20 protein-coding genes and 1 tRNA gene are annotated in these 20,835 nt (G+C 65.4%); 5 read left to right on the top strand and 16 right to left on the bottom strand.

All coding sequences use genetic code 11. The features are described 5' to 3' along the window. Window positions 1-186 precede the first annotated feature (186 nt). Window positions 187-489: an NUDIX domain-containing protein gene (locus tag AB0J47_RS01895; RefSeq protein ID WP_364339369.1), complete on the top strand. Its 303-nt coding sequence runs from the start codon at window positions 187-189 to the stop codon at window positions 487-489. On the opposite strand, the gene AB0J47_RS01890 is transcribed toward AB0J47_RS01895, so the two are convergent. The 10 genes from AB0J47_RS01890 to dnaK all read right to left on the bottom strand — a co-directional run bounded on the left by AB0J47_RS01890 (window position 431) and on the right by dnaK (window position 11,445). After that, complete coding sequence (locus AB0J47_RS01890) at window positions 431-2,107, bottom strand: helix-turn-helix domain-containing protein (RefSeq protein WP_364339367.1); 1,677 nt, start codon at window positions 2,105-2,107, stop codon at window positions 431-433. The genes AB0J47_RS01895 and AB0J47_RS01890 overlap by 59 nt on opposite strands. A gap of 225 nt (window positions 2,108-2,332) precedes the next feature. Further along, on the bottom strand, window positions 2,333-2,773 hold the full coding sequence (locus AB0J47_RS01885; RefSeq protein ID WP_364339795.1) for a DUF1931 family protein: 441 nt from the start codon (window positions 2,771-2,773) through the stop codon (window positions 2,333-2,335). A 14-nt stretch (window positions 2,774-2,787) separates the two neighbouring features. Beyond that, on the bottom strand, window positions 2,788-4,437 hold the full coding sequence (locus AB0J47_RS01880) for an FAD-dependent oxidoreductase (protein ID WP_364339365.1): 1,650 nt from the start codon (window positions 4,435-4,437) through the stop codon (window positions 2,788-2,790). Continuing rightward, window positions 4,437-4,703: a UBP-type zinc finger domain-containing protein gene (locus tag AB0J47_RS01875; protein WP_364339363.1), complete on the bottom strand. Its 267-nt coding sequence runs from the start codon at window positions 4,701-4,703 to the stop codon at window positions 4,437-4,439. Before AB0J47_RS01875 ends, AB0J47_RS01880 begins: the two co-directional genes overlap by 1 nt. Next, window positions 4,700-5,152, bottom strand: coding sequence for a thioredoxin domain-containing protein (locus tag AB0J47_RS01870; protein ID WP_364339361.1), 453 nt, complete (start codon window positions 5,150-5,152; stop codon window positions 4,700-4,702). The genes AB0J47_RS01875 and AB0J47_RS01870 overlap by 4 nt, the downstream gene beginning before the upstream one ends. A 15-nt stretch (window positions 5,153-5,167) precedes the next feature. Then, on the bottom strand, window positions 5,168-7,798 hold the full coding sequence (gene clpB, locus AB0J47_RS01865) for an ATP-dependent chaperone ClpB (protein ID WP_364339359.1): 2,631 nt from the start codon (window positions 7,796-7,798) through the stop codon (window positions 5,168-5,170). Continuing rightward, window positions 7,780-8,100, bottom strand: coding sequence for a chaperone modulator CbpM (locus AB0J47_RS01860; RefSeq protein WP_364339357.1), 321 nt, complete (start codon window positions 8,098-8,100; stop codon window positions 7,780-7,782). The genes clpB and AB0J47_RS01860 overlap by 19 nt, the downstream gene beginning before the upstream one ends. Beyond that, window positions 8,097-9,038, bottom strand: a complete 942-nt coding sequence (locus AB0J47_RS01855) for a J domain-containing protein (RefSeq protein ID WP_364339355.1) — start codon at window positions 9,036-9,038, stop codon at window positions 8,097-8,099. Before AB0J47_RS01855 ends, AB0J47_RS01860 begins: the two co-directional genes overlap by 4 nt. 6 nt (window positions 9,039-9,044) lie before the next feature. Then, a complete protein-coding gene (locus tag AB0J47_RS01850) occupies window positions 9,045-9,542 on the bottom strand; it encodes a nucleotide exchange factor GrpE (protein WP_364339353.1) in 498 nt (165 codons plus the stop codon). Window positions 9,543-9,552: 10 nt separating this feature from the next. Beyond that, window positions 9,553-11,445 carry a molecular chaperone DnaK gene (gene dnaK, locus AB0J47_RS01845; RefSeq protein WP_364339351.1) on the bottom strand — a complete coding sequence of 631 codons (1,893 nt, stop codon included), beginning with the start codon at window positions 11,443-11,445 and terminating at the stop codon, window positions 9,553-9,555. Window positions 11,446-11,980: 535 nt separating this feature from the next. Here dnaK and AB0J47_RS01840 point away from each other — a divergent pair. Next, window positions 11,981-12,748 carry a pirin family protein gene (locus tag AB0J47_RS01840; RefSeq protein WP_364339349.1) on the top strand — a complete coding sequence of 256 codons (768 nt, stop codon included), beginning with the start codon at window positions 11,981-11,983 and terminating at the stop codon, window positions 12,746-12,748. 267 nt (window positions 12,749-13,015) lie between these two features. Here AB0J47_RS01840 and ppgK read toward each other — a convergent pair whose 3' ends face one another. Further along, the gene (ppgK, locus tag AB0J47_RS01835; protein ID WP_364339793.1) at window positions 13,016-13,852 is read right to left on the bottom strand and encodes a polyphosphate--glucose phosphotransferase; all 837 of its coding nucleotides are present in this window, start codon (window positions 13,850-13,852) and stop codon (window positions 13,016-13,018) included. A gap of 394 nt (window positions 13,853-14,246) precedes the next feature. After that, window positions 14,247-14,468, bottom strand: a complete 222-nt coding sequence (locus AB0J47_RS01830) for a hypothetical protein (RefSeq protein ID WP_364339347.1) — start codon at window positions 14,466-14,468, stop codon at window positions 14,247-14,249. Between the two features lie 262 nt (window positions 14,469-14,730). Here AB0J47_RS01830 and AB0J47_RS01825 point away from each other — a divergent pair, with 262 nt between their 5' ends. After that, the gene (locus AB0J47_RS01825; protein WP_364339345.1) at window positions 14,731-15,099 is read left to right on the top strand and encodes a tyrosine-type recombinase/integrase; all 369 of its coding nucleotides are present in this window, start codon (window positions 14,731-14,733) and stop codon (window positions 15,097-15,099) included. Between the two features lie 79 nt (window positions 15,100-15,178). On the opposite strand, the gene AB0J47_RS01820 is transcribed toward AB0J47_RS01825, so the two are convergent. Beyond that, window positions 15,179-15,251: transfer RNA gene (locus tag AB0J47_RS01820), tRNA-Asn, on the bottom strand. 212 nt (window positions 15,252-15,463) lie between these two features. On the opposite strand from AB0J47_RS01820, the gene AB0J47_RS01815 reads away from it, so the two are divergent. Continuing rightward, entirely contained in the window at window positions 15,464-15,709 is a 246-nt protein-coding gene (locus tag AB0J47_RS01815; protein ID WP_063040910.1) for a hypothetical protein, read from the top strand. A gap of 173 nt (window positions 15,710-15,882) precedes the next feature. Here AB0J47_RS01815 and dnaG read toward each other — a convergent pair whose 3' ends face one another. From dnaG to AB0J47_RS01800, 3 genes are read right to left on the bottom strand one after another with little or no spacing between them, the layout of a single operon-like run. Next, window positions 15,883-17,808: a DNA primase gene (dnaG, locus tag AB0J47_RS01810; RefSeq protein ID WP_364339342.1), complete on the bottom strand. Its 1,926-nt coding sequence runs from the start codon at window positions 17,806-17,808 to the stop codon at window positions 15,883-15,885. A 46-nt stretch (window positions 17,809-17,854) separates the two neighbouring features. Further along, window positions 17,855-19,096 (bottom strand): deoxyguanosinetriphosphate triphosphohydrolase, encoded by a 1,242-nt coding sequence (locus AB0J47_RS01805; protein WP_364339340.1) that lies wholly within the window; start codon window positions 19,094-19,096, stop codon window positions 17,855-17,857. 6 nt (window positions 19,097-19,102) lie between these two features. Next, window positions 19,103-19,681, bottom strand: coding sequence for a YdcF family protein (locus AB0J47_RS01800; protein WP_364339791.1), 579 nt, complete (start codon window positions 19,679-19,681; stop codon window positions 19,103-19,105). A 282-nt stretch (window positions 19,682-19,963) separates the two neighbouring features. Here AB0J47_RS01800 and AB0J47_RS01795 point away from each other — a divergent pair, with 282 nt between their 5' ends. Beyond that, window positions 19,964-20,833 carry an NAD(P)-binding domain-containing protein gene (locus AB0J47_RS01795; RefSeq protein WP_364339338.1) on the top strand — a complete coding sequence of 290 codons (870 nt, stop codon included), beginning with the start codon at window positions 19,964-19,966 and terminating at the stop codon, window positions 20,831-20,833. Window positions 20,834-20,835: the final 2 nt, after the last annotated feature.

Here is a 20,835-nt window from a genome sequence, read left to right as displayed (position 1 = left end):
ACTGGCCTACGCTCCCGGCGACTACCCAAGAGCCGAAGAGCTCCACCACACCACCCTCGTGTGCCGTTCAGGCCGACGTGACTCCCTGTTTGGCATCGAGACGAGGACCTGCCGCTCGTCGACCGCTACGTCGAAGCGCTCTACAAAGTCATCACCCACCACGCCGATTTGAAGGGGTAGAACTCGATGATCGAGACCACGCTGCTGGAGAAGTTGACGCGGGAAGCCGACCGGGACGAGGTGCAACAACTCGCCGTGGGAGCTGTCGTCCAACACAGCGGCAAAGTCCTTCTGCTGCAACGCCCCGCCGACGACTTCATGGGTGGGATCTGGGAACTTCCCAGCGGCAAAGTCGATTCCGGCGAATCCATCGACCAAGCCCTGATCCGGGAAGTCAAGGAAGAGACCGCAACTGGCGGTCGCAACAACGTCACGGATCAGGGACGGCGGACAGGAATTGCCACGCGCGCGTTGCGGCTTGGAGATTGAATCGGATATTCACATCACGTAGGTCGAAGCCGGTGAGTTCGCGGATGCGGCCGAGGCGATAGCGCAGGGTGCTGCGATGGATGTGTAACACGGCGGCGGAATCGTTATAGTTGCCGCCGCATTCGAGATACTGGGCCAGGGTGTACACGAGGTCCGAGTTCCGGGTGGCGTCGTAATCCAGGAGGGCACCGAGCCATTCGCGCATGAAGTCGTCGACTTGACCGTCGGCGCGCGCCGCGTCGACCAGACGATAGAAGCCGAGTTCTTCGAATGCCGTCGCGCCGTCCGGTATCCGCGACCGCAGCCGGATTTGGACGGCACGGAGTGCGTCGGCGAACGATCGCGCGAAATCGCTCGGCTGCTCGCACCGGCCGCTGATGCCGATGGTTATCGGCGTCGCGTCGACGCGTTCGCGGATTGCGTGGTGGAAGGCGCCCGGATCCGGTCTGCGGTCGGTGATCAGCACGACCGTGCCGCCGTGGCGGCCCAGGATATATTGCAGACTCAGGGCCGACGCGGCGTGGCTCGCGGCCTCTGCGATCGTGTCGTCGGCGCGGCGCGCGCTGTGCACCAGGACGACGTAGTGCGGTCCGCGCAGGTCGTGTCCCAATGCTTCTGCGCGGGCGTAGGCGCTGTCATTGTCGGTGCCGGAGGCGAGATCGTCGACGAGCTCGCGACGTAGCCGCAGTTCGATCTCGGCGAGATTGCGTTGATGTGCGAGTTCGAGGGCGAGCATGGTGCTGCCGTACACCAGTGCGAACAGCTGAGCCTCGACCACGCGCTGGTCCGGGTCGATCAGTGCGAGCGTGCCGAGGACCTCGGTACGTGGTTTCACCAGCATGATCACCCGATCTTGGACCCGCAGCGGCGCATTGTGGGTCGCGAGACGATGCAGCAGTTGATCACGCTGCTCCGGTGCGGCTTTGGGATAGGGTTCCGGTCGGCCGGGTCCAGACCAGGCCCGCAGATTGCCGAAGGGGTCCTCGACCGCGACGGGCAAATCGGTCAGCTGAGCGAGGGCGTCGGCGATACCCTGTTCGCCCTGTCCGTACGCGGCGGCTCCGGCGAGCACCTCGTGCACCCGCGTCTGCCGTTCGAGGCGTCGCACCGTGGCGGTCAAGCGCTCGTTGATCTGGGTGAGCTCGGTCGCGTGGGCGGAAGCCCGTTCGTGCGTGGTCGCATTGGCCAGCGCCGCACCGGTGAGCTGCGCCAGCACTTCCAGCAGGAATATCTCGTCTGGCCGCGGCGCGCGGTCGGAGCCGACAATGAGTGAACCGACCGCTCCGGACGAACTTCGCAGGACGAACGCCCACCCCCACTTCTCGTCGGCCAGGTTCACGCTGCCCTCGCCGCCCTGGGCACTGACCTGCGTGTCCAGGCCGGGCTGTGCGGGTCGCGTCTGCGGGTACCGCAGGAATTCGCCGTCTACCCGGTGATAGCTCGCCCGCGTGCGACACGAGCCGAGGGACGGGACAGCCGCACCGGCCATTCGAAGTATTTCGACTTCTTCGTGCTCGCTCGACAGCGCCGCCGACAGCGTGCACAGCCCGTGCAGCGACGCCAGTTGTGCGCGCACCAAGCTGTCGGCGATTGGATAACTCAACAATTGCTGATTCATGGCGGGTTCTGGCCTGTGGCAGCAGGTTTCGAGGTCGGACCCGGCGCTGCGGCGTCCTCGGCCGCGCCCACCCCGAAATTTTCGGCCGTTCCACTCGCCGCCACGCGCACCGATCCACTTCGAACGACAACATCCAGGTGCGGATTAATTCTGCGGGCGTTGATCATCGACGGTACACCGATCAATCCGGCGTTTGCCGCCCATGCCGAATATGCCGTTGCCGCATCAAAGCAGCCGATGAAATATCTCGAATACCACGGACCATTCGGCGGTTCCCGGATTCTTGACCTTCGGTGCGATCGCGACGAACGTCTGCGCGAGCGCCACGCTCAGACCACCGGCGATCAGCGGCAGCCGACGCTCGGTGTCGTCCGAGAGGGCGAGGTCGAGCGGCGGGCGCGCGGCGAGTTGGTCGAGCAGCGGTTGCAGCTCGATCTCCTCATCCAGCTTCTCGAACCGATGGATGCTCTGCTGCAGTCCCGCGGTGATCGGCAGGTCCCACGATTCGATCACATCGCGCGAGTTCGCCTTCGCCGACGCCTTGGCAACGACGAACAGGTCATAGATCTTGTCGTCGATGAATTCGGTGTAGCGCTTGAGATCATTGCGGTCCACCTGCAGCCCGGCCGCGGCTCGGAAGAAACGCTGAAATTTGACAACGCCCATTACCGGCATTTCGGTCAGCTCCTCTCGAAGTACTCGTGAATATGGCGCACCGCCATCGCGCCTTCACCGACGGCGGACGCGACTCGTTTGACCGAGCCACTACGGACATCGCCCACCGCGAAGACGCCGGGCCTGCTTGTTTCGAGCGGTAGCGGTCGACGGCCGGAATCGCGCTGATCCTCGGCCGGGTACACCGCATCCGGACCGGTCCGGACGAAGCCGTGCGCGTCTAGCGCGACAGTGTCCGCCAACCAAACTGTGCACGGCACGGCCCCGATGAAAACGAACAGGGCGCGCACCGCGAGCTCCTCCCGCTCCCCGGTGCGATTGTTCTCGACTACGATTTCTTCGAGTTCGCTGACACCGGCTACCTCGCGCACCTCGGTGTTGCGGTGCACCGTCACACGCGGGTGCTGCTCGATCTGCTCGACCAGATACCGGGACATGCTCTTGCCGAGATCGCCATCCCGGATGAGTAGGTGCACGTGCTCGACGTGACCGGCGAGAAACACCGTTGCCTGCCCTGCGGAGTTACCGCCGCCGACGATCGCCACCGGGTCCACGCCGCACATCGACGCCTCCTGATGGGTCGCGGCGTAGTACACGCCGGCGCCTTCGAAGCGCTCGATTCCGGTCACGGCGAGTCTGCGATAGCGGGCGCCGGTGGCCAGGACGACGGTGCGGCCGAGCAGCGCGCCGCCACCGGCCAACCGCAGCAGATGGTGTCCATCCTCGGCTTCCAGCCCGACTACCTCCGCGGACACCAGCAATCGAGCACCGAACTTTCCGGCCTGGATGACCGCTCGCTCGGCCAACTCGGTGCCGGAGATGCCCGCGGGAAAGCCCAGGTAGTTCTCGATGCGCGAAGAGGTGCCCGCCTGTCCACCCGCCGCAATCGCCTCCAGCATCGAGGTGTCGAGCCCGTCCGAGGCGCCGTACACCGAGGCGGCCAGGCCGGCCGGGCCAGCACCCACCACGATGAGGTCGCACACCTCGCGCAGCGTGTCCGGCACCGGTAGGCCGATGAGGCGCCCCAATTCGGCATTCGTCGGATTGCGCAGCACCCGCTCGCCACGCCAGATGACGACTGGAGTGTCCTCGGGTGCGACCCCGAGATCACGCAGGAGTTTTTCGGCCCGACTGTCGCGCTCGAGGTCGATCCAGGTGTGCGGCAATCGGTTTCGCATCGCGAACTCGCGTAGCCGCCGGGTGTCGGGCGAGTAGCAGGAACCGATGATTCGGAACCCGGAGACGATACCGAGCAGCTGGCAGCGGCGGATCAGATACGCGCGCAGAATGAGGTCGCTGAGCACCGGATCGTGTTCGACCAGCGCGCGTACCCGCTGGATCGGGACGACCAGCACCTCGCCGTCTTCGATCATCTCTGCGGTGTAGAACGCGACCTGACCTTCCAGCAGGCCCAGCTCGCCGAGGAATCGGCCGGGCCCGTGGATGCGCAGCACCCGGCGTTCCCCCGCATCGTCATCGACGATCGCGACGTTGCCGGACAGGATCACGAAGAACTCGTCGCTCGGCGCGCCGGCGCGCACCAACGTCTCACCGGCACGCACCGCTCGCCGGGCGCCGCCGACGGCGAGCGTCGCCACCTGCGCGTCCGACAATCGCGGAAACGCGCCGACATCGTCCGGGGTTTCGACGTTCATCAGACGAAGTTCTGGTGGACGTAGCACCAGCGCCAATTCTCGCCGGGTTCCATCGATTGGACGATGGGGTGGTCGATCCCGGTGGCGTGCGCTCGCGCGTGCCGCATCGGGGATGAGTCACAGCAGCCGACGTGCCCGCAAGTCAGGCACAGCCGCAGATGCAGCCATGGCGTGCCGAGCCGAAGACACTCTTCGCAGCCCTGCGGTGTCCGCGGCGCCACCGGCTGGATCGCCGCGACGTGGGGATCGGTATAGATGGAGGTCATGCGGTCACCCCCTTATCCGCTCGATCGGAGAGGCCCTGGTCCAGCCACCTCCGCAGTTCCGGTACCGGAGCGGCGCCCGCCTGCCGGGCCAGCACCTCGCCGTGGTCGAGCACGAGCAAGGTCGGCACCGCCCGCACGACGAACCGCTCGGCGGTGCGGGGTGCGGCATCGACGTCGACCTTGACCAGCTTCAGCCGACCGGCACGTTCGGTCGCGAGCTGTTCGAGCGCAGGGCTGACCATCAGACAGGGCCGACACCAGGTCGCCCACAGGTCGACAAGGACTGGCACCGAAGACTTTTCGGTCACCTCGGTGAAGTCGTCGTCCCCCGCCGCGACGATCCATGGCAGCGGTTTGTGGCAGTTACCGCATCGCGGTGTGCCCTCCGCCGCGGCCGGAACCCGGTTGAACTTCCCACAGTTGGGGCATTTGATCTTCGCGGTTTCCATCGTCGTACCTCGTTTTCATGCCGCGATCGCGGGCGCGGTGTACGCGACCGCGAGATCGGCACCGTCCACGGTGACCGTGACGGCGCCGCCCTGACCGATATCGCCGCGCATGAGCGCCCGGCCTATCTTCGTCTCGACTTCGTGCGCGATGTAGCGGCGCAACGGCCGCGCACCGTAGACCGGATCGAATCCGTGCTGGGCAATGAGCCTGCGCGCCTCCGGAGTGATGTCGAGCCTGATCTGCCGTTCCGCCAGGCGCTGTCGGAGTTCTTCGAGTTGCAGCTCGACGATGTGCTCGATCTGCGGCAGCGTCAGCGGCGTGAACAGCACGATGTCGTCGACGCGGTTGAGAAACTCGGGACGGAAGTGTCCCCGCAGCTCGGCGAGTACCCGATCCCGCGCGTCCGGCTTGATTTCGCCGTGGGCGGTGACACCCTCGAGTAGATGGTGGGAGCCGATATTCGAGGTCATGATGATCACGGTGTTGCGGAAATCGACCTGTCGGCCTTGCGAATCGGTGATCCGACCGTCGTCGAGCACCTGCAACAGAGTATTGAACACGTCGGCGTGCGCCTTCTCGATCTCGTCGAACAGCACCACCGAATACGGCTTGCGGCGCACCGCCTCGGTGAGCTGCCCGCCCTCGTCATAACCGACGTAGCCGGGAGGCGCACCGATCAACCTGCTGACCGTATGCCGCTCCTGGTACTCGCTCATGTCCAGGCGCACCATATTGTCTTCGCTGTCGAAAAGCGCCGCGGCCAAGGTCTTCGCGAGTTCCGTCTTGCCGACGCCGGTGGGTCCGAGGAAGATGAACGATCCGATCGGCCTGCGTGGATCGCGGATTCCCGACCGGGCCCGGATCACCGCGTCCGCGACAAGTTGCACCGCCTCCTCCTGCCCGACCACCCGCTCGTGCAGGATTTCATCGAGCCGTAGCAACTTCTCCCGCTCGCCCTCTTTTAGCCGGGCTACCGGGATTCCGGTCCACGCGGCGACGATTTCGGCGATCTCGTCCTCGGTGACAACCTCTTGCAGCAGCGGCTGCTTGCCCTGCTTGGTTCGCAATTGTTCCTCTGCCGCTTGCAGATTGCGTTCCAGCTTGGTGATCTCGCCGTAGCGCAACTCGGCCGCGCGATTAAGGTCGTAATTGCGTTCGGCCTCTTCGGCTTCGTGGCGCAGTTGCTCGAGTTGTCCACGCAATTCCTGCACCCGCCGGATCGCTTGCCGTTCGGCCTCCCATTGGGCGTGTCTCGAGTCGGCCTCGGCCCGCAGATCGGCAAGTTCCTTTCGGAGCTCCTCGAGACGAGCCTTGCTTGCCGCGTCCGTCTCCTTGGACAGTGCCGCCTCTTCGATCTCCAGCCGGGTCACCTTCCTGGTGAGTTCATCGAGTTCCGCTGGCATCGAGTCGATTTCGGTGCGCAGCCGAGCACATGCCTCGTCGACCAGGTCGATGGCTTTGTCCGGCAGGAAGCGGTCGGTGATGTAGCGATGCGACAGGGTCACGGCCGCCACCAGCGCGCCGTCCTGGATCTTCACGCCGTGGAAGACCTCGAGGCGTTCGCGCAGGCCGCGCAGGATGGACACCGCATCCTCCATGCTGGGCTCGTCCACCAGCACAGTCTGGAATCGACGTTCCAGTGCCGCATCGGATTCGATGTGTTTGCGGTACTCGTCCATGGTGGTGGCGCCGATCATGTGCAGCTCGCCGCGGGCGAGCATCGGCTTGAGCATATTGCCCGCGTCGAGGGATCCTTCACCGCCGACCGATCCCGCGCCGACCACGGAATGTAGCTCGTCGACGAAGAGCAGAATGCGGCCCTCGGCCGCCTTCACCTCCGACAGCACGGCTTGCAGACGCTCCTCGAACTCGCCTCGATATTTCGCCCCCGCCACCAACGAACCCATATCGAGGGAGAAGATCGTCTTGTCGCGCAGGCCTTCTGGCACATCGCCACGGACGATGCGCTGGGCCAAGCCCTCCACGATCGCGGTCTTGCCGACGCCGGGATCACCGATCAATACCGGATTGTTCTTGGTCTTCCTGCTCAAAATCTGTGTCACCCTGCGGATCTCGGCGTCCCGGCCGATAACGGGGTCCAGCTTGCCCGCGCTGGCTTCGGCGACGAGGTCGCGGCCGTATTTCTCCAGTGCCTCGTAAGCGCCCTCCGGGGTCGCCGAGGTCACCCGCTGATTACCACGAACCGCGGTGAGCGCCTGCAAGAACGACTCTCCGGTGATGCCCTGACCCGCGAGGAGCCGGCCCGCCACAGTGCCCGATCCCTCTTCGGTCAGCGCCTTTACCAGGTGCTCCACCGAAACATAGGAGTCCTTGAGCCGCTTGGCTTCTCGTTCGGCCGATTCGAGCAGCGCCGCCAACCGCCGGGTGACCATCACCTGCCCCGGCGCGGCGCCCGGCCCGCTGACCTTGGGTCGGCGGACCAACTCGCGATTCAGGTCAGCGCGCAACGCGTCGAGATCCGCGCCCGCCTGGTCGAGCAGCCGGGGCACCAGCCCGTCCGGCTGGTCGATCAAGGCGAGCAGCAGATGTTCGCCGTCGACCTCGCTGTGCCCCAATCGCGTCGCTGCGTTCTGCGCTTCGCTCAAGGCTTCCCGAGACTTCTCCGTCAACTTGCTGGTGTCCATCGGGACGTCCTCCTTCTACGAGGATCGGCTTCGAGTTCTTCGATTCGGTCCAGCAGATCGAGCACCAACCCGATTGCCGCATAGTTCAATCCGAGCCCGGACCGCAAGCGCTGGATTCGGGCGACAACGGCCACCGCGGACGGTTCGAAGCGAAGTTCGGTACCTTCGCGGGCACCGTCGAGCAGTCCGAGCGCGACCAATCTGCGCACCATGTCCGGATGCAGACCGGACCGCTGTGCGAAATCGTCGAGCCGCAGCCCCGGTTGCCGCACGATCACGTATTGCGGTGTGGGCGCGCTCATTGCTCTCTCCTCGGATCGAAGGTCGATTCGGCGGCCAACTGCTCGAACAGCTCCCGTTCCCGCGCGGTCGGTTTCGACGGCACTATGACCTTGACCTCGGCGTACAGGTTGCCGTCGGCGCCGCGGGCATTGGGCATGCCCGCGCCACGCAATCGCAGCTTGCGCCCGGTCGAGGAGCCCGGCGCCACTTTGACTTTTGCCTCGCCGCCCGGAGTCGGGACCGCGACGGTGGCGCCGAGCACCGCCTCCCACGGGGACACGGGCAGATCGACGTAGATGTCGCGGCCAACCAACCGGAAGCGCGGATGCGGCTTGATGTGCACGACCAGGTAGAGGTCCCCAGCAGGCGCGTCGCCACTGCCCCTGCCGCCCTGCCCGGCCAGCCGGATCCGCTGGCCGTCTATCACCCCGGCCGGGATATCAACGTCGTAGCTGCGCCCGTCGAGCCCGAGCTTGCGCTTGCCGCCGCGGTAGGCCTCCTCAACGGTCAGCTCCAGGACCGCCTCCTGATCGGCGCCCGGAATCGGTCCGTATCCGCCGCCACGGCCACCGAAGACGTCGCCGAATATGTCGCTGAAGTCGACGTTGCCGTCGAAACCGCGACCGAAGTGCACGCGGGTCCCGCCACCGAAACCGCCCCTGCTGCCACCGAAACCACCGCTGCCGCCACCGAAACCACCGGTGGCCGCGCCGACCCGTTCGTCGTAGTCCTCCGGCACCCGCCGGAAGTCCTCACCGAAGCGGTCGTAGCGACTCCTCGTCGACGGATCGGACAGGACCTCGTACGCCTCGCTGACCTCCTTGAACCGATCCTCCGCCGCCGGATCGGAATTCACATCCGGGTGATATCGCCGCGCCAACTTGCGATATGCCTGCTGAATCTGGTCCTTGTCGGCGTCGCGGGGAACCCCGAGGACCTCGTAGTAGTCGCGCGCCATCGACGCTCACTCCTCGCGTCTGCTGACGATCACGGCCGCCGGACGCAGCTGCCGTCCGTTCTCGCCGTATCCGGGGCGCAGCACCTCGACCACGGTTCCCGGCGGGAAATCGGGCCGGTCGACCACGCTGACCACCTCGTGCATTTCCGGGGAGAACGGCACCCCGACCTCCGAATGCCTCGGGTAGCCGAGCTGTTCGAGTACCTGCACCGCCTGGTCCCGGATCGCGCGAACGCCCGCGACGAGTGGGTCCGCATCGCCTTTCGCGTGCGCCAGCGCCAGTTCCAAGTTGTCCAGCATCGGTAGCCAGGCACCTGCCACCTTCGATCGTTCGTCCGCGCGCTCTCGATCGAGATCCCTGGCGTAGCGCTTGCGTAGGTTGTCCAGATCGGCGGCGGCGCGGCGCCAGCGGTCTTCCAACTGTGCGATCTGGGCTGCGGGTTGTTCGGGCGCCGCATCCGGATCGGGGGTGTCGGTGGTCGACTGGTCTGCGGAGGTTTCCATCGGAAATCCCTCAGCTCCGGTCGAATTCGGCGTCGATCACGTCGTCGTCACCGGGTGAGCCCGCGCCTCCACCCGCGCCCGCGTAGCTCGACTGTCCGTCGCCGCCGCCGGTTTGCGCGGGCTGCAACCCGTACTGCAATTGCTGCAGTTCCGAGGTGAGCGACTGCACGCGATCCAGCGGCGCTTCTTCTTTGACGGCCTGTCTGGCGTCGGCGATCAGCATCTCGGCGCGTGCCCTCTCGTGCGGCGGCGCGCTGTCACCGAGTTCGGCCAGGCGCCGTTCCACCTGGTACGCGGCCGAATCCAACGCGTTGCGGGCATCGACGGCCTTGCGCAGTTCCTCGTCTTCGCGGCGGTGCTGCTCGGCCTCGGCGAGCATCCGGTCGACCTCGCTCTGGTCCAAATTGGACTGCTCGCTGATCGTGATGCTCTGCTCTTTACCGGTGTCCTTGTCGCGTGCGGTGACATTGAGGATGCCGTTTGCGTCGATGTCGAAGGTGACCTCGACGTGCGCCTGGCCGCGTGGTGCGGGCCGGATGTCCTCCAGTCGGAACCGGCCGAGCACGCGGTTGTCGGAGGCGCGCTCACGTTCGCCCTGGAGCACCACCACATCGACCGCGCGCTGGTTGTCCTCCGCGGTGGAGAACACCTCGCTGCGCCGGGCCGGAATGGTGGTATTGCGCTCGATGATCTTCGTCATCACGCCGCCCTGGGTCTCCACGCCGAGCGACAGCGGCGTTACGTCCAGCAGCAGCACATCGGAGACCTCACCCTTGAGCACACCGGCCTGGACGGCCGCGCCGAGCGCGACGACCTCGTCCGGGTTGACGCTCATGTTCGGGTCCTTGCCGCCGGTGAGCCTGCGCACCAGCGCCTGTACCGCCGGGATACGGGTGGAACCGCCGACCAGGATCACCTCGTCGATGTCATTGGCGGTGACCTTGGCGTCCTTCATGGCCTGCTCCACCGGGCCGAGGCAGCGCTGCACCAGATCCGCGGTCAGGTCATCGAACTTCGAGCGCATGATCGTGGTGGTGAGGTGCTTGGGTCCGTTCGCGTCGGCGGTGACGAAGGGCAGATTCACCTGTGTCTGTGACACCGAGGACAGCTCGACCTTGGCCTTCTCTGCCGCCTCGAAAAGTCGTTGCAGCGCTTGCGGATCGGCACGTAGGTCGATGTGCTCTGCGCGCTGGAATTCGTCGGCGAGATAGTCGACGATGCGCCGGTCGAAGTCGTCGCCGCCCAAATGGGAATCGCCCGCGGTGGAGCGGACCTCGACCACACCGTCCCCGACGTCGAGCAGACTGACATCGAAAGTGCCACCACCGAGATCGAATACGAGCACCGTCTCGTGGGTCTGCTTGTCCAATCCGTACGCCAATGCTGCGGCGGTCGGCTCGTTGATGATGCGCAGGACGTCGAGTCCCGCGATCCGGCCCGCGTCCTTGGTGGCATTGCGCTGTGCGTCGTTGAAGTAGGCGGGCACGGTGATCACCGCTTCTTTGACCCGCTCCCCGAGATATTTGCTCGCGTCATCGACCAGCTTGCGCAGCACCAGCGCGCTGATCTCCTCGGGCGCATACTTCTTGCCTCGCACATCGAACCTAGCAACGCCGCCCTCACCCTCGACGACGTCGAAGCTCACCGCCTTGGCTTCCTCCGATATTTCGTCGAAGTGGCGACCGATGAATCGCTTCGCCGAATAGATCGTGCCCTTCGGATTCAAAATCGACTGTCTGCGGGCAAGCTGACCGACAAGTCGCTCACCGCTCTCGGTGAAGGCAACCACCGACGGTGTGGTGCGCGCGCCCTCGGCATTGGCGATCACCACCGGCTCCCCGCCCTGCCAGCTCGCGATGACAGAATTCGTAGTTCCCAGATCGATTCCTACAGCAGTGGCCATATCAATTCCTTCGGATCGGCGCGACCGGCCGGCCGCCGGATATTCGACACCGCCAATCCTCCCGACCGCGCCACAGGCATGAAACGGTCCGACAAGGCGAAAAACGGAAACCGATTGGTCCTGCCGGAACAGGGGCGCCGGTAGACGGCCTTCGGCAAGCTGTTTCGAGGCCCTAACGACCAGTGACGCTCCGCCGTCCACGCATGTCCTGATCGGAGGTCAACGGTCTCGATCGCGCTCGAGGTCCTGGCGATCCTGATGCCGATCCAGCTAATGCCAGTGAGGAGACCGGGGTTTTCATAGGCCAGCGCCAGCCGGCCGAACTGACGGCCTTCGAAGGCAATTGGAAGACAGACGACAACGGTGACAACCCGAGAGCGCCGGTGGTGGACATAGCAACTAACAAGTGGAAGCGACAACCGGATGCGGCGTGATCGCCGGCGGAATAGTTCCGCTCCGACGCGGGTTAGTTTCCATGGAAACCAAATTGTGGGTCGGTGATCAGGCCGGCACCGATCTTGGAGGAAGGCACCTCATGAGCACCATCGACTTGACTCCCACCGTCGACATCCGCCGCGCCGAGGACCGGTTCAAGTCCGACTTCGGCTGGCTGGATTCCAAACACTCGTTCTCCTTCGGCCACCATCTCGACCAGGCCAACACTCATCATGGGCTGCTGCTGGTCAACAACGACGACATCGTCGATCCCGGTACGGGGTTCGACACCCATCCACACCGCGACATGGAGATCGTCACGTGGGTGCTGGAGGGCTCGCTGGTCCACCAGGACTCCACCGGCCACAACGGCGTGATCTACCCCGGCCTGGCGCAGCGCATGAGCGCCGGCACCGGCATCCTGCACTCGGAGAAGAACGACTCGTGGCGGCTCAGCGGCGACGTCCACCAGGACCCGGTGCACTTCGTGCAGATGTGGGTGGTGCCCGACGAGGCCGGTATCACCCCCGGTTATGAGCAGTTGGAGATCGAGGCGGAACTGCTGTCCGGTGGTCTGCTGCCGGTCGCCTCGGGTATGCGCAAACATGACGGCCACGCCGCGATCCGGATCCGGAACTCGCACGCGGCCCTGTACGTCGCGCGGCTCGCCCCAGGACAGTCGGTGCACCTGCCCGACGCACCGTTCCTGCACCTGTTCGTGGCCCGCGGCGCGGTGACACTGGAGAGTGCCGGCCCGCTGTATACCGGCGACGCGGTGCGCTTCACCGCTACCGGCGGCCAGCAGGTCACCGCGAGCGAGCCCGCCGAGATCCTGGTCTGGGAAATGCACGCCAGCGTCCAGTTCTGACCCTCGGTGTCCCCCGTCAGGGAGACCGTTCCGTGCAGCCGGCGTGGCAGACATTGTCGAGGCGGAGTGCTCCCTAACGTAGGCACCGCCGCCCCGCCGGCTTTCGCCGAACACATGGGTATGGAGATGCGCCTCAGTGGCAGAAGGTCTCGACAAAACTCTTGACCACATCTGGCAGTACCGACGTGGTTCGCGATTCAGTCAGCTGGCGGCGCCGAAGGCGCATGTTCAGACACCGCAGCGACAACCACGGCCGGGTCCCACTCATCAAGCCCAGCGAAGACGACCGCTGCCGCCGAGCGGGCTCGTTGCGCGCGTTGGATCGGCACGCGCAGCCACTGCCGCCCCGACGATCCCCGCAGTGTTCTGCAACGCGGCGGCCACCACCGGCGTGCGGTTCTTCAGCAACGGAATCCATTTGTCGCCCTTGCGGCTGACCCCGCCACCGGCGATGAACAGGTCGGGCGAGATCGCGTTTTCGATGGCGACCAGCACCTTCGTCACCTCCGGGGCCCACCGTTTGTAGCTCCAGGCGTGCCTTTCCTTGACCGACGCGGCGCCCCGACGCTCGGCCTCCATTCCGCCGACCTCGATGTGACCGAATTCAGTGTTGGGCAACAACACCCCGTTGTGGATTACCGCCGAACCGATGCCGGTGCCAAACGTCAGCAGCACAATGACGCCGTCGCTGTCCTTGCCGGCACCGAACTCGACTTCGGCCAATCCCGCCGCGTCGGCGTCATTGAGCAGGGTCACCGGCTGTCCGCCGAGTTCGGCGCTGATCACCTCCTGGGCGTTCACTCCGATCCAAGACTTGTCGAGGTGCGCGGCGGTACGGGCGACGCCGCCGCTGACCACACCCGGATAGGTGACGCCAAGCGGCGCGTCCCACTGGAAATGCTTCACCACCTCGTGGATCGTGTCGGCGAGAGCCTCCGGAGTAGCCGGCCGCGGGGTCGGGAGTTTGAAGCGGTCGCCGATCAGCTGCCCAGTGCCGAGATCGACAACGCCGCCCTTCACGCCGCTACCGCCCACGTCGATGCCGAAGCCCCAGCAATGCGGCCTAGCCTGGCTCGGCTTTTTCGGTGACCGAAGCGGTGGTATCGGTCATGGACACTCCCGAGTACGTGGCGGCGGCCCGAGGTCGGCTCGCTCCACAGATTCCGGGCGGATGGTTGCCGTGGGATTCATCGAGTCCCCCTGGTCACGAATCGGATATCGAGGCAGAGATTTCGGGAGGCTGCCCGTTATTCCAACAAAAAGGGCGCAAGGGTTCATTCACAACGGCACTGCCCGCTTCGGGCACCCCGCTGGACGGACACGGCGCATGTCAGGGACATACCCAAATACTGATGGTGCACATAACATCAGGCATCTATTCTCTCCCCCGCACCGGTATTCCCGCTACCTGCAAAAGCGGCCGGTCCCCCTTGCAGTTCGGCAGCGTATGTCAACACTGCAATACCCGCGGACCTGCGAGGGAACCGTCAAGATCAAATCAGCGCTCGGCGGCCTGCGCCTGTGGGATGCCACCACATCCCGTATCGATGCGCACCTGAAACGGATCGTGCTCGACGGCCACCGTGAGAAGGCGCGGCGACAGCGGGTCATTCCCTCCGAGATGATGAGCATGGCCGTCCGCCATGACGCCATTGACCGCACCCGGTCCGCGAGGTCGCGGACCTTCCTCGAAGCGCCAGAAATCGCGTGCAGCCGACATGGAGACCCTCACAGAGCTGCGCGCGCAGCTACAGGCGTGGGTGGCCGGAAAAGCTATTCGATGGCGCGCTGGCCTACACCCACGGCCCCAAACGCAACCCGCGGGTCCTCGACGTCGCCGACATCGAACTCGGAACCGGCCCATGCCCCGGAGAAGCACTCGCCCTGCGTTGGGCCGATGTCGACCTCGACAACAAACCGGCGCGAATCACCTTTTCCGGCACAATCATTCGAATCAAAGGCAAAGGACTTATCCGCCAGGAATGGACCAAGACCGACTCGGGCTATCGGACAGTGGTCCTGCCCCAGTTCGTCGTCGAGACCCTCCGGCGAGTCAAGCCGAAGCGGTCGACAATGACCTGGACCTGGTCTTCCCCAACCGCGACGGCGGGATCTGGGACCCGCACAACTTCAACCGGCTGTGGCGACAGGCCCGCGGGGAGAAGTTCGCCTGGGTCACGCCCAAGACCTTCCGCAAGACCGTCGCATCCCTCATCGCCGACGAATACGGCCCCCAGGCCGCAGCCCAACAACTCGGCCACGCGAACGACTCGGTCACCAAGCGCCACTACATCGACCAACCGACCGAAGCACCCGACTTCACGGCGGCCTTGGGACGCCTGTCCGGCTGAAAACGTGTCGTTTCCGTGTCGTTCGACCCCGAAAACAGACAAAACCAGGGTCGAACTGATACGTTCGCCCTGGTCAAAGCTCCCCCATCTGGACTCGAACCAGAAACCTGCCGATTAACAGTCGGCTGCTCTGCCAATTGAGCTATAGGGGACTATCCTTGGCTCGTCCGTACTGGGCGGGCCGAGGTGAAACTTTAGCGTATCGGCGCTCGCCTTCCCAAATCGCGTCTCTACCTGGAGACATGCGGGGGCTTCGGCGTGTCTGGGGGTGGCGCGCGGTGGGGGTGGATCCGGATCGACAGGTGTACCCGGCGTCGGGCAGGATGGTAGCCGCGCACAGGCACTTTGGGAGGAGCTCTACGAGATGCTGCGGTTGATCATCGGCATTGCGGCCGGTTACGTGCTCGGGACGAAGGCCGGGCGGGGTCGCTATGAACAGATCAGTGCGGCGACCCGCGCGGTCACCGGGAGCCCGGTGACTCGCAAGCTGGTTCTCTTCGGGCGACAGAAGCTGTCGGACAAGCTCAGTACCCAGGCGAAGTTGGAGCCGATGGTGCCGCTGGATGAGCGGACCACGATTCTGGTGCCGCAGGATCAGCTGCGCCGCTGAATTCGGGGGATTCGAGCCGGAAATGTGCCGGTTAGCAGTCGAAGTGGTGCACCTAGTCGTCCTCGGGTGCACCGCTAACCGCAGCGGCTGGCCGTCAGCGCGGCTACTTCTCTGATTACGACATGCGCGGTACGACGAATCGCACGCAGTGGCTACCCGGACTCCGGAGCTAGTCAGCCCGCTGCGAAATCGTCGTGATTCCCCATCGCCTGGGTGAGCAAACTCTTGCGGTACTGCTCCAGCGCCACGAGGTCACCGAACAGCGCCATATACGCGTCGGCCTGCTCGGTCGAGGACACACGCTGCAGCTTCGACTTCAGCTCCGCGATCTGACGGCCGACCCAGGCTTCCTGAACTCGGGCCAGCACCCCGGTGACGAACCGGGGAATGTCATTGGCCGACTTCACCGGCATCTGCTCGCCCGACAACTCGGAGACCAAGGCCCGCATGGTCAAATCATCGGTCCCGTCCGATACGGCGTTGACCCACTCGGCGCCGCTGAGCCCGGATGCCGTGCCACCGGCCTCGGCGATCATGGCGCGCACAGCCGCGTAAGCCGGATGGGTGAAGGCCTCGTTCTCGATCGAATCGAAAACCGCGCCCGCCATCGCCGGATACTGCAGTGCCGCGCCGAGCGCCTGCCGTTGCGGCAGCAGCGTCGGGTCGTTCGGGTTGGGACGGGCTGCGGGGTGTTCGGCGACGACCGCGCTGGGCTGCGGCGTGCCCGCTACTGGGCCACGACCGCTCGGGCGACCACCGTTGCGATTGCGCTTGGCTTCCTCACCGACGCGCCGCACGACGGTCTGGATATCGTCCCAGCCGACCCAGCCCGCCAGCTTGGTCGCGTACGCCTTGCGCAGCGCGTTGTCCTTGATCTGCGCCACCACCGGCACGGCACGGCGCAGCGCCTCCACCTGTCCCTCGGCGGTATCCAGGTTGTGGTCGGCGAGCAGACCGCGAATCACGAACTCGTACAACGGGGTTCGCCGGGCTACCAGGTCGCGCACGGCGCCGTCGCCGGAGCGCTGGCGCAGTTCGCACGGGTCCTGGCCGTCGGGGGCGATGGCGATGTAGGTCTGCCCGGCCAACTTCTGGTCGCCCGCAAAGGCTTTCAATGCCGCCGCCTGTCCGGCCGCGTCACCGTCGAAGGTGTAGATGATTTCGCCGCGCCAGAAGTTGTCATCCATGAGCAGTCGGCGCAACAGGGCGAGATGCTCGTCACCGAAGGCGGTGCCACAGGAGGCGACGGCGGTTTTCACTCCGGCCAGATGCATGGCCATCACGTCGGTATAGCCCTCGACCACTACCGCCTGGTGGCCCTTGGCGATCTCGCGCTTGGCGTGGTCCAGGCCGAACAGCACCTGAGACTTCTTGTACAGCAAGGTTTCCGGCGTATTGATGTATTTGCCGGGCATGGTGTCGTCGTCGAACAGCTTGCGCGCACCGAAGCCGATGACATCACCGCCGAGATTGCGGATCGGCCACAGCAGCCGCCGATGGAAGCGGTCGATCGGTCCGCGCTGGCCCTGACGCGACAGCCCGGCCGCCTCGAGCTCCTTGAAGTCGAAACCCTTACGCAGCAGATGCTTCGTGAGCGTATCCCAGCCCGCCGGGGCATAGCCGCAGCCGAATTGCTGGGCGGCATTGCCGTCGAAGTTGCGGTCGGTCAAGAATTTGCGCGCAACCTCGGCATCGGGCTCGCGCAATTTGGCCATGTAGAACTCGTGCGCGGCGGCATTGGCGGCAACCAACCGTCCCCTGGTGCCGCGGTCGCGCTGCACCGAGGTGCCGCCGCCTTCGTAGTTGATCTGGTAGCCGATCCGATCGGCGAGCTGCTCCACCGCCTCGACGAAACCGGTGTGCTCGACCTTCTGCAGGAAGGCGAAGACGTCACCGCCCTCACCGCAGCCGAAGCAGTGGTACAGGCCGTGGTTGGGCCGCACATGGAATGACGGCGACTTCTCGTCGTGGAATGGGCACAGGCCCCTCATGGAGTCCGCACCCGCCCGCTTCAGCGCGACGTACTCCCCCACCACATCCTCGATCCGGACGCGTTCGCGTATTGCCGCGATATCGCGATCTGGGAGTCGTCCGGCCACGGCGGTCAGTCTAGGCTAGTCCGGCCTCGACACGCCCAGCGGCTGGTCACGCGTCTACTCGCTCCAGTCGACTCTCGGTGTAGGACGCGATCTGGTCGACGATTACCCGGACCCGCGCGGTGTCGTCGGTCGCGGCGTGCCACCACGGGAGCAGCAGCGGATCCAACCCGTGCGGTGCCGTCGCCAGCAGTCGGGTCGCGACAGCCTGAATCCGCTCGCGCTGCTCGGCTTGGCGCTGCTTGTGCACGAGATCGGACATGACGTAGCGCAGGGCGACGGTTTTGAGCATCGCGACCTCGGCGGCGACGATCGGTGGAACCTCGAGATCCGCGGCATAACGGGACAGCGGCGCTGCCCCGGCGACCTCCCGTGTGGCCATGATCGCGGCCGTGGCGAAGCGGCCGACCAGTTCACTGGTGAGGCGCTTCAGCGCAACCGAGCTGGCGAGGGTGCCGTCGTAGGAGGCGGCTTCAGCCACTACGGGCAGTTCTGAAAGCCGCTGAGCGGCACCGATCAGGTCGTCCACCGAAAGCGTGGGATGCTGGCCGTGCCCGAGTTCGGCGAGTGCCGCCTGTTCGGACGGATCGGCCAGGGCGCGCAATTCGATGCGCCCCGCGATCACGCCGTCTTCCACATCGTGCACCGAGTACGCGACATCGTCGGACCAGTCCATGATCTGACACTCGAGGCTCTTGCGACGGTCCGGCGCGTCCTTGCGCACCCATTCCAGCCGATCCAGATCGATATCGTAGGCACCGAACTTGGTGCCCGAACCTGTTCTACCCCAAGGGTATTTGATAGCCGCGTCGAGTGCGGCGCGCGTGAGATTCAAGCCCGCGCTCGTGCCGTCCGCATCCAAAACCTTCGGTTCGAGCCGGGTGAGGATGCGCAGATTCTGTGCATTGCCCTCGAATCCGCCGTATGCGTCAGCGAAGAGGTCGAGGGCTTTCTCGCCATTGTGGCCGTAGGGCGGATGGCCGATATCGTGCGCCAATCCGGCCAGGTCGACCAGATCTGGATCACAGCCGAGACCGTCGGCGATGCTGCGCCCGATCTGAGCCACTTCGATCGAATGGGTCAAGCGCGTGCGCGGGGTGTCGCCGTCACGCGGCCCCATGACCTGGGTTTTGTCGGCGAGTCTGCGCAGCGCCGCGGAGTGCAGTACGCGGGCGCGGTCGCGGGCGAATTCGGTGCGGTGGCCGGTTTCGAATTCACTGCGCGGCGGGCCCAGTCCGGCGGTCTTGGCTCCCTCCACCACCATTCGCTCGCGGGCGTGTTCGGTATACATCGAATCTCACTGCCCCGCTGAGTATTTGAAGTCCGACGAGAAGTGCGTGAGCTGATACCAGAGCAAAGCCCCGGTCTCCCTTGCGATTCCGTGTGCCTGCGATTCTCTGGTGTAGACGGCGGGGCCGGTCCGGGTCGGGGCGGTCCAGGCATCCAGCCCGGCGTCGCGGGCCATGGTTCTGGTGCGCAGCGAATGCCACGGATCGCTGACCAGCACCGCCGAGGACATCTCACGGGCGCTCATGGCGGTCGCGACGGCCTCGATGCTACGTAGGGTGTCCGAACCCGTTTCCACCGCGAGGATCCGGTCGCTCGGTATGCCGCGCTCCGCCAGATAGTTTTTGCCGGAGGCGGCCTCGGTGTAAAGATCGCCCTCCTGCTTACCGCCGACGGTGATCACCTTGGGTGCGACACCGGCCTTGAACAGTTTGTAGGCCTGATCCAGTCGCGCCTCGAACACCGTCGACGGTGTGCCGGAGTATTGCGCGGCGCCGAGGACGACGATCGCATCCGCCTTGGTGTAGTCGTCGATTCGCGCCACCTGCCACACCCGGAATGCTGTGCCGCCGACGAGCACCGCGCCCATCAAGATCGCGCCCAGGACCAGCCGCCGCGCCCAGCGCACCAGCCCGCCTCCGACGCCGCGGGACGGGCCGGTTCCGGTAGCCGAGGCCAGGGTCGCCGAATTCACCTCATCAAGTCTGCCAGGTCACCGTCGACGAGAACGTAACCGGCGGATATCGATCGGCCAATGCTTACCTTTTGGTTAGTACTGAACTTATTAGTCAGTACTTGTCGATAGTGCAGCGGCTATCGAGAATGGATTCCGGCGCCGACCAGCATCTCGATAACTTTGAGGAGTGGATATATGACGACATCGGTGACGGTCCTCGGGCTCGGCGCGATGGGACAGGCGCTGGCCGCGGCCTTCGTACGGGCCGGACACCCGACAACGGTCTGGAATCGCAGTGCCGGTCGGGACGCGGAACTCATTGCGGCAGGGGCGAAGTCGGCGCGGACGGTGACCGAAGCGGTGACCGCGAGCGATCTCGTGGTTGCCTGCCTGTTGGACCATCGGTCCGTGCACGAGGTACTCGATCCGGTGACCGATAGCCTGGCCGGGCGCGCCCTGGTCAACCTGACCAGCACCGAGCCGCGCGGGTCGCGCGAGCTGGCCGAATGGGCCGCGAACCACGGCATCGACTTCCTCGACGGCGGCATTATGGCCGTCCCGCCGATGATCGGCCGGCCCGGCTCGTCCGTGCTCTACAGCGGCTCCCGCCAGCTTTTCGACGACCATTGCGCGACGCTCGAATTGCTCGGCAGCGCAGAGTATTTCGGCGCGGACGCCGGGCAGGCCGCGCTTGTCGACTTCGCCCTGCTCGCCGGGATGTATGCCATGTTCGCGGGCTTCTACCACGGGGCAGCCATGGTTCGCACGATCGGCATGTCGGCAGCAGAGTTCGGCCAACGCGCATCGGGTTGGATCGCCGCGATGACCGGATCACTCCCGAGAGCCGGAGCCACCATCGACTCCGGCGATTACTCGAAACCGTTCCAACCCTTGGATTTCACCAAGGCCGCCGTGGATGCCATCGTGTCGACCAGCCGCGATGCGGGTGTGGACCTGGACATTGTCGGCGCGATCAAGAATCTCGTCGATCGCCAGGTCGCCGACGGCTACGGTGCCCACAGCAGTGAGCGGATGTTCGAAAGCCTCAACCCGCGCACCGCATAAGT

Origin of the sequence: Nocardia sp. NPDC049737 (assembly GCF_040674755.1) — a bacterium.
Classification (GTDB): domain Bacteria; phylum Actinomycetota; class Actinomycetes; order Mycobacteriales; family Mycobacteriaceae; genus Nocardia.
This window is presented reverse-complemented; position numbering and strand designations above follow the sequence as displayed.

What these genes read in the sequence shown, in the direction of transcription:
- AB0J47_RS01860 (WP_364339357.1), bottom strand. Translation starts at nt 8,100, where the DNA reads ATGAGCGCGCCCACACCGCAATACGTGATCGTGCGGCAACCGGGGCTG.
- AB0J47_RS01885 (WP_364339795.1), bottom strand. Translation starts at nt 2,773, where the DNA reads ATGGGCGTTGTCAAATTTCAGCGTTTCTTCCGAGCCGCGGCCGGGCTG.
- AB0J47_RS01800 (WP_364339791.1), bottom strand. Translation starts at nt 19,681, where the DNA reads ATGGGCGCGGTGCTCGTCGGCGGCACAGCATTCCGGGTGTGGCAGGTG.
- AB0J47_RS01880 (WP_364339365.1), bottom strand. Translation starts at nt 4,437, where the DNA reads ATGAACGTCGAAACCCCGGACGATGTCGGCGCGTTTCCGCGATTGTCG.
- AB0J47_RS01830 (WP_364339347.1), bottom strand. Translation starts at nt 14,468, where the DNA reads ATGTCGGCTGCACGCGATTTCTGGCGCTTCGAGGAAGGTCCGCGACCT.
- AB0J47_RS01890 (WP_364339367.1), bottom strand. Translation starts at nt 2,107, where the DNA reads ATGAATCAGCAATTGTTGAGTTATCCAATCGCCGACAGCTTGGTGCGC.
- AB0J47_RS01850 (WP_364339353.1), bottom strand. Translation starts at nt 9,542, where the DNA reads ATGGAAACCTCCGCAGACCAGTCGACCACCGACACCCCCGATCCGGAT.
- AB0J47_RS01805 (WP_364339340.1), bottom strand. Translation starts at nt 19,096, where the DNA reads ATGTATACCGAACACGCCCGCGAGCGAATGGTGGTGGAGGGAGCCAAG.
- dnaK (WP_364339351.1), bottom strand. Translation starts at nt 11,445, where the DNA reads ATGGCCACTGCTGTAGGAATCGATCTGGGAACTACGAATTCTGTCATC.
- AB0J47_RS01875 (WP_364339363.1), bottom strand. Translation starts at nt 4,703, where the DNA reads ATGACCTCCATCTATACCGATCCCCACGTCGCGGCGATCCAGCCGGTG.
- AB0J47_RS01840 (WP_364339349.1), top strand. Translation starts at nt 11,981, where the DNA reads ATGAGCACCATCGACTTGACTCCCACCGTCGACATCCGCCGCGCCGAG.
- AB0J47_RS01825 (WP_364339345.1), top strand. Translation starts at nt 14,731, where the DNA reads ATGGACCAAGACCGACTCGGGCTATCGGACAGTGGTCCTGCCCCAGTT.
- AB0J47_RS01870 (WP_364339361.1), bottom strand. Translation starts at nt 5,152, where the DNA reads ATGGAAACCGCGAAGATCAAATGCCCCAACTGTGGGAAGTTCAACCGG.
- AB0J47_RS01895 (WP_364339369.1), top strand. Translation starts at nt 187, where the DNA reads ATGATCGAGACCACGCTGCTGGAGAAGTTGACGCGGGAAGCCGACCGG.
- clpB (WP_364339359.1), bottom strand. Translation starts at nt 7,798, where the DNA reads ATGGACACCAGCAAGTTGACGGAGAAGTCTCGGGAAGCCTTGAGCGAA.
- AB0J47_RS01815 (WP_063040910.1), top strand. Translation starts at nt 15,464, where the DNA reads ATGCTGCGGTTGATCATCGGCATTGCGGCCGGTTACGTGCTCGGGACG.
- AB0J47_RS01855 (WP_364339355.1), bottom strand. Translation starts at nt 9,038, where the DNA reads ATGGCGCGCGACTACTACGAGGTCCTCGGGGTTCCCCGCGACGCCGAC.
- AB0J47_RS01795 (WP_364339338.1), top strand. Translation starts at nt 19,964, where the DNA reads ATGACGACATCGGTGACGGTCCTCGGGCTCGGCGCGATGGGACAGGCG.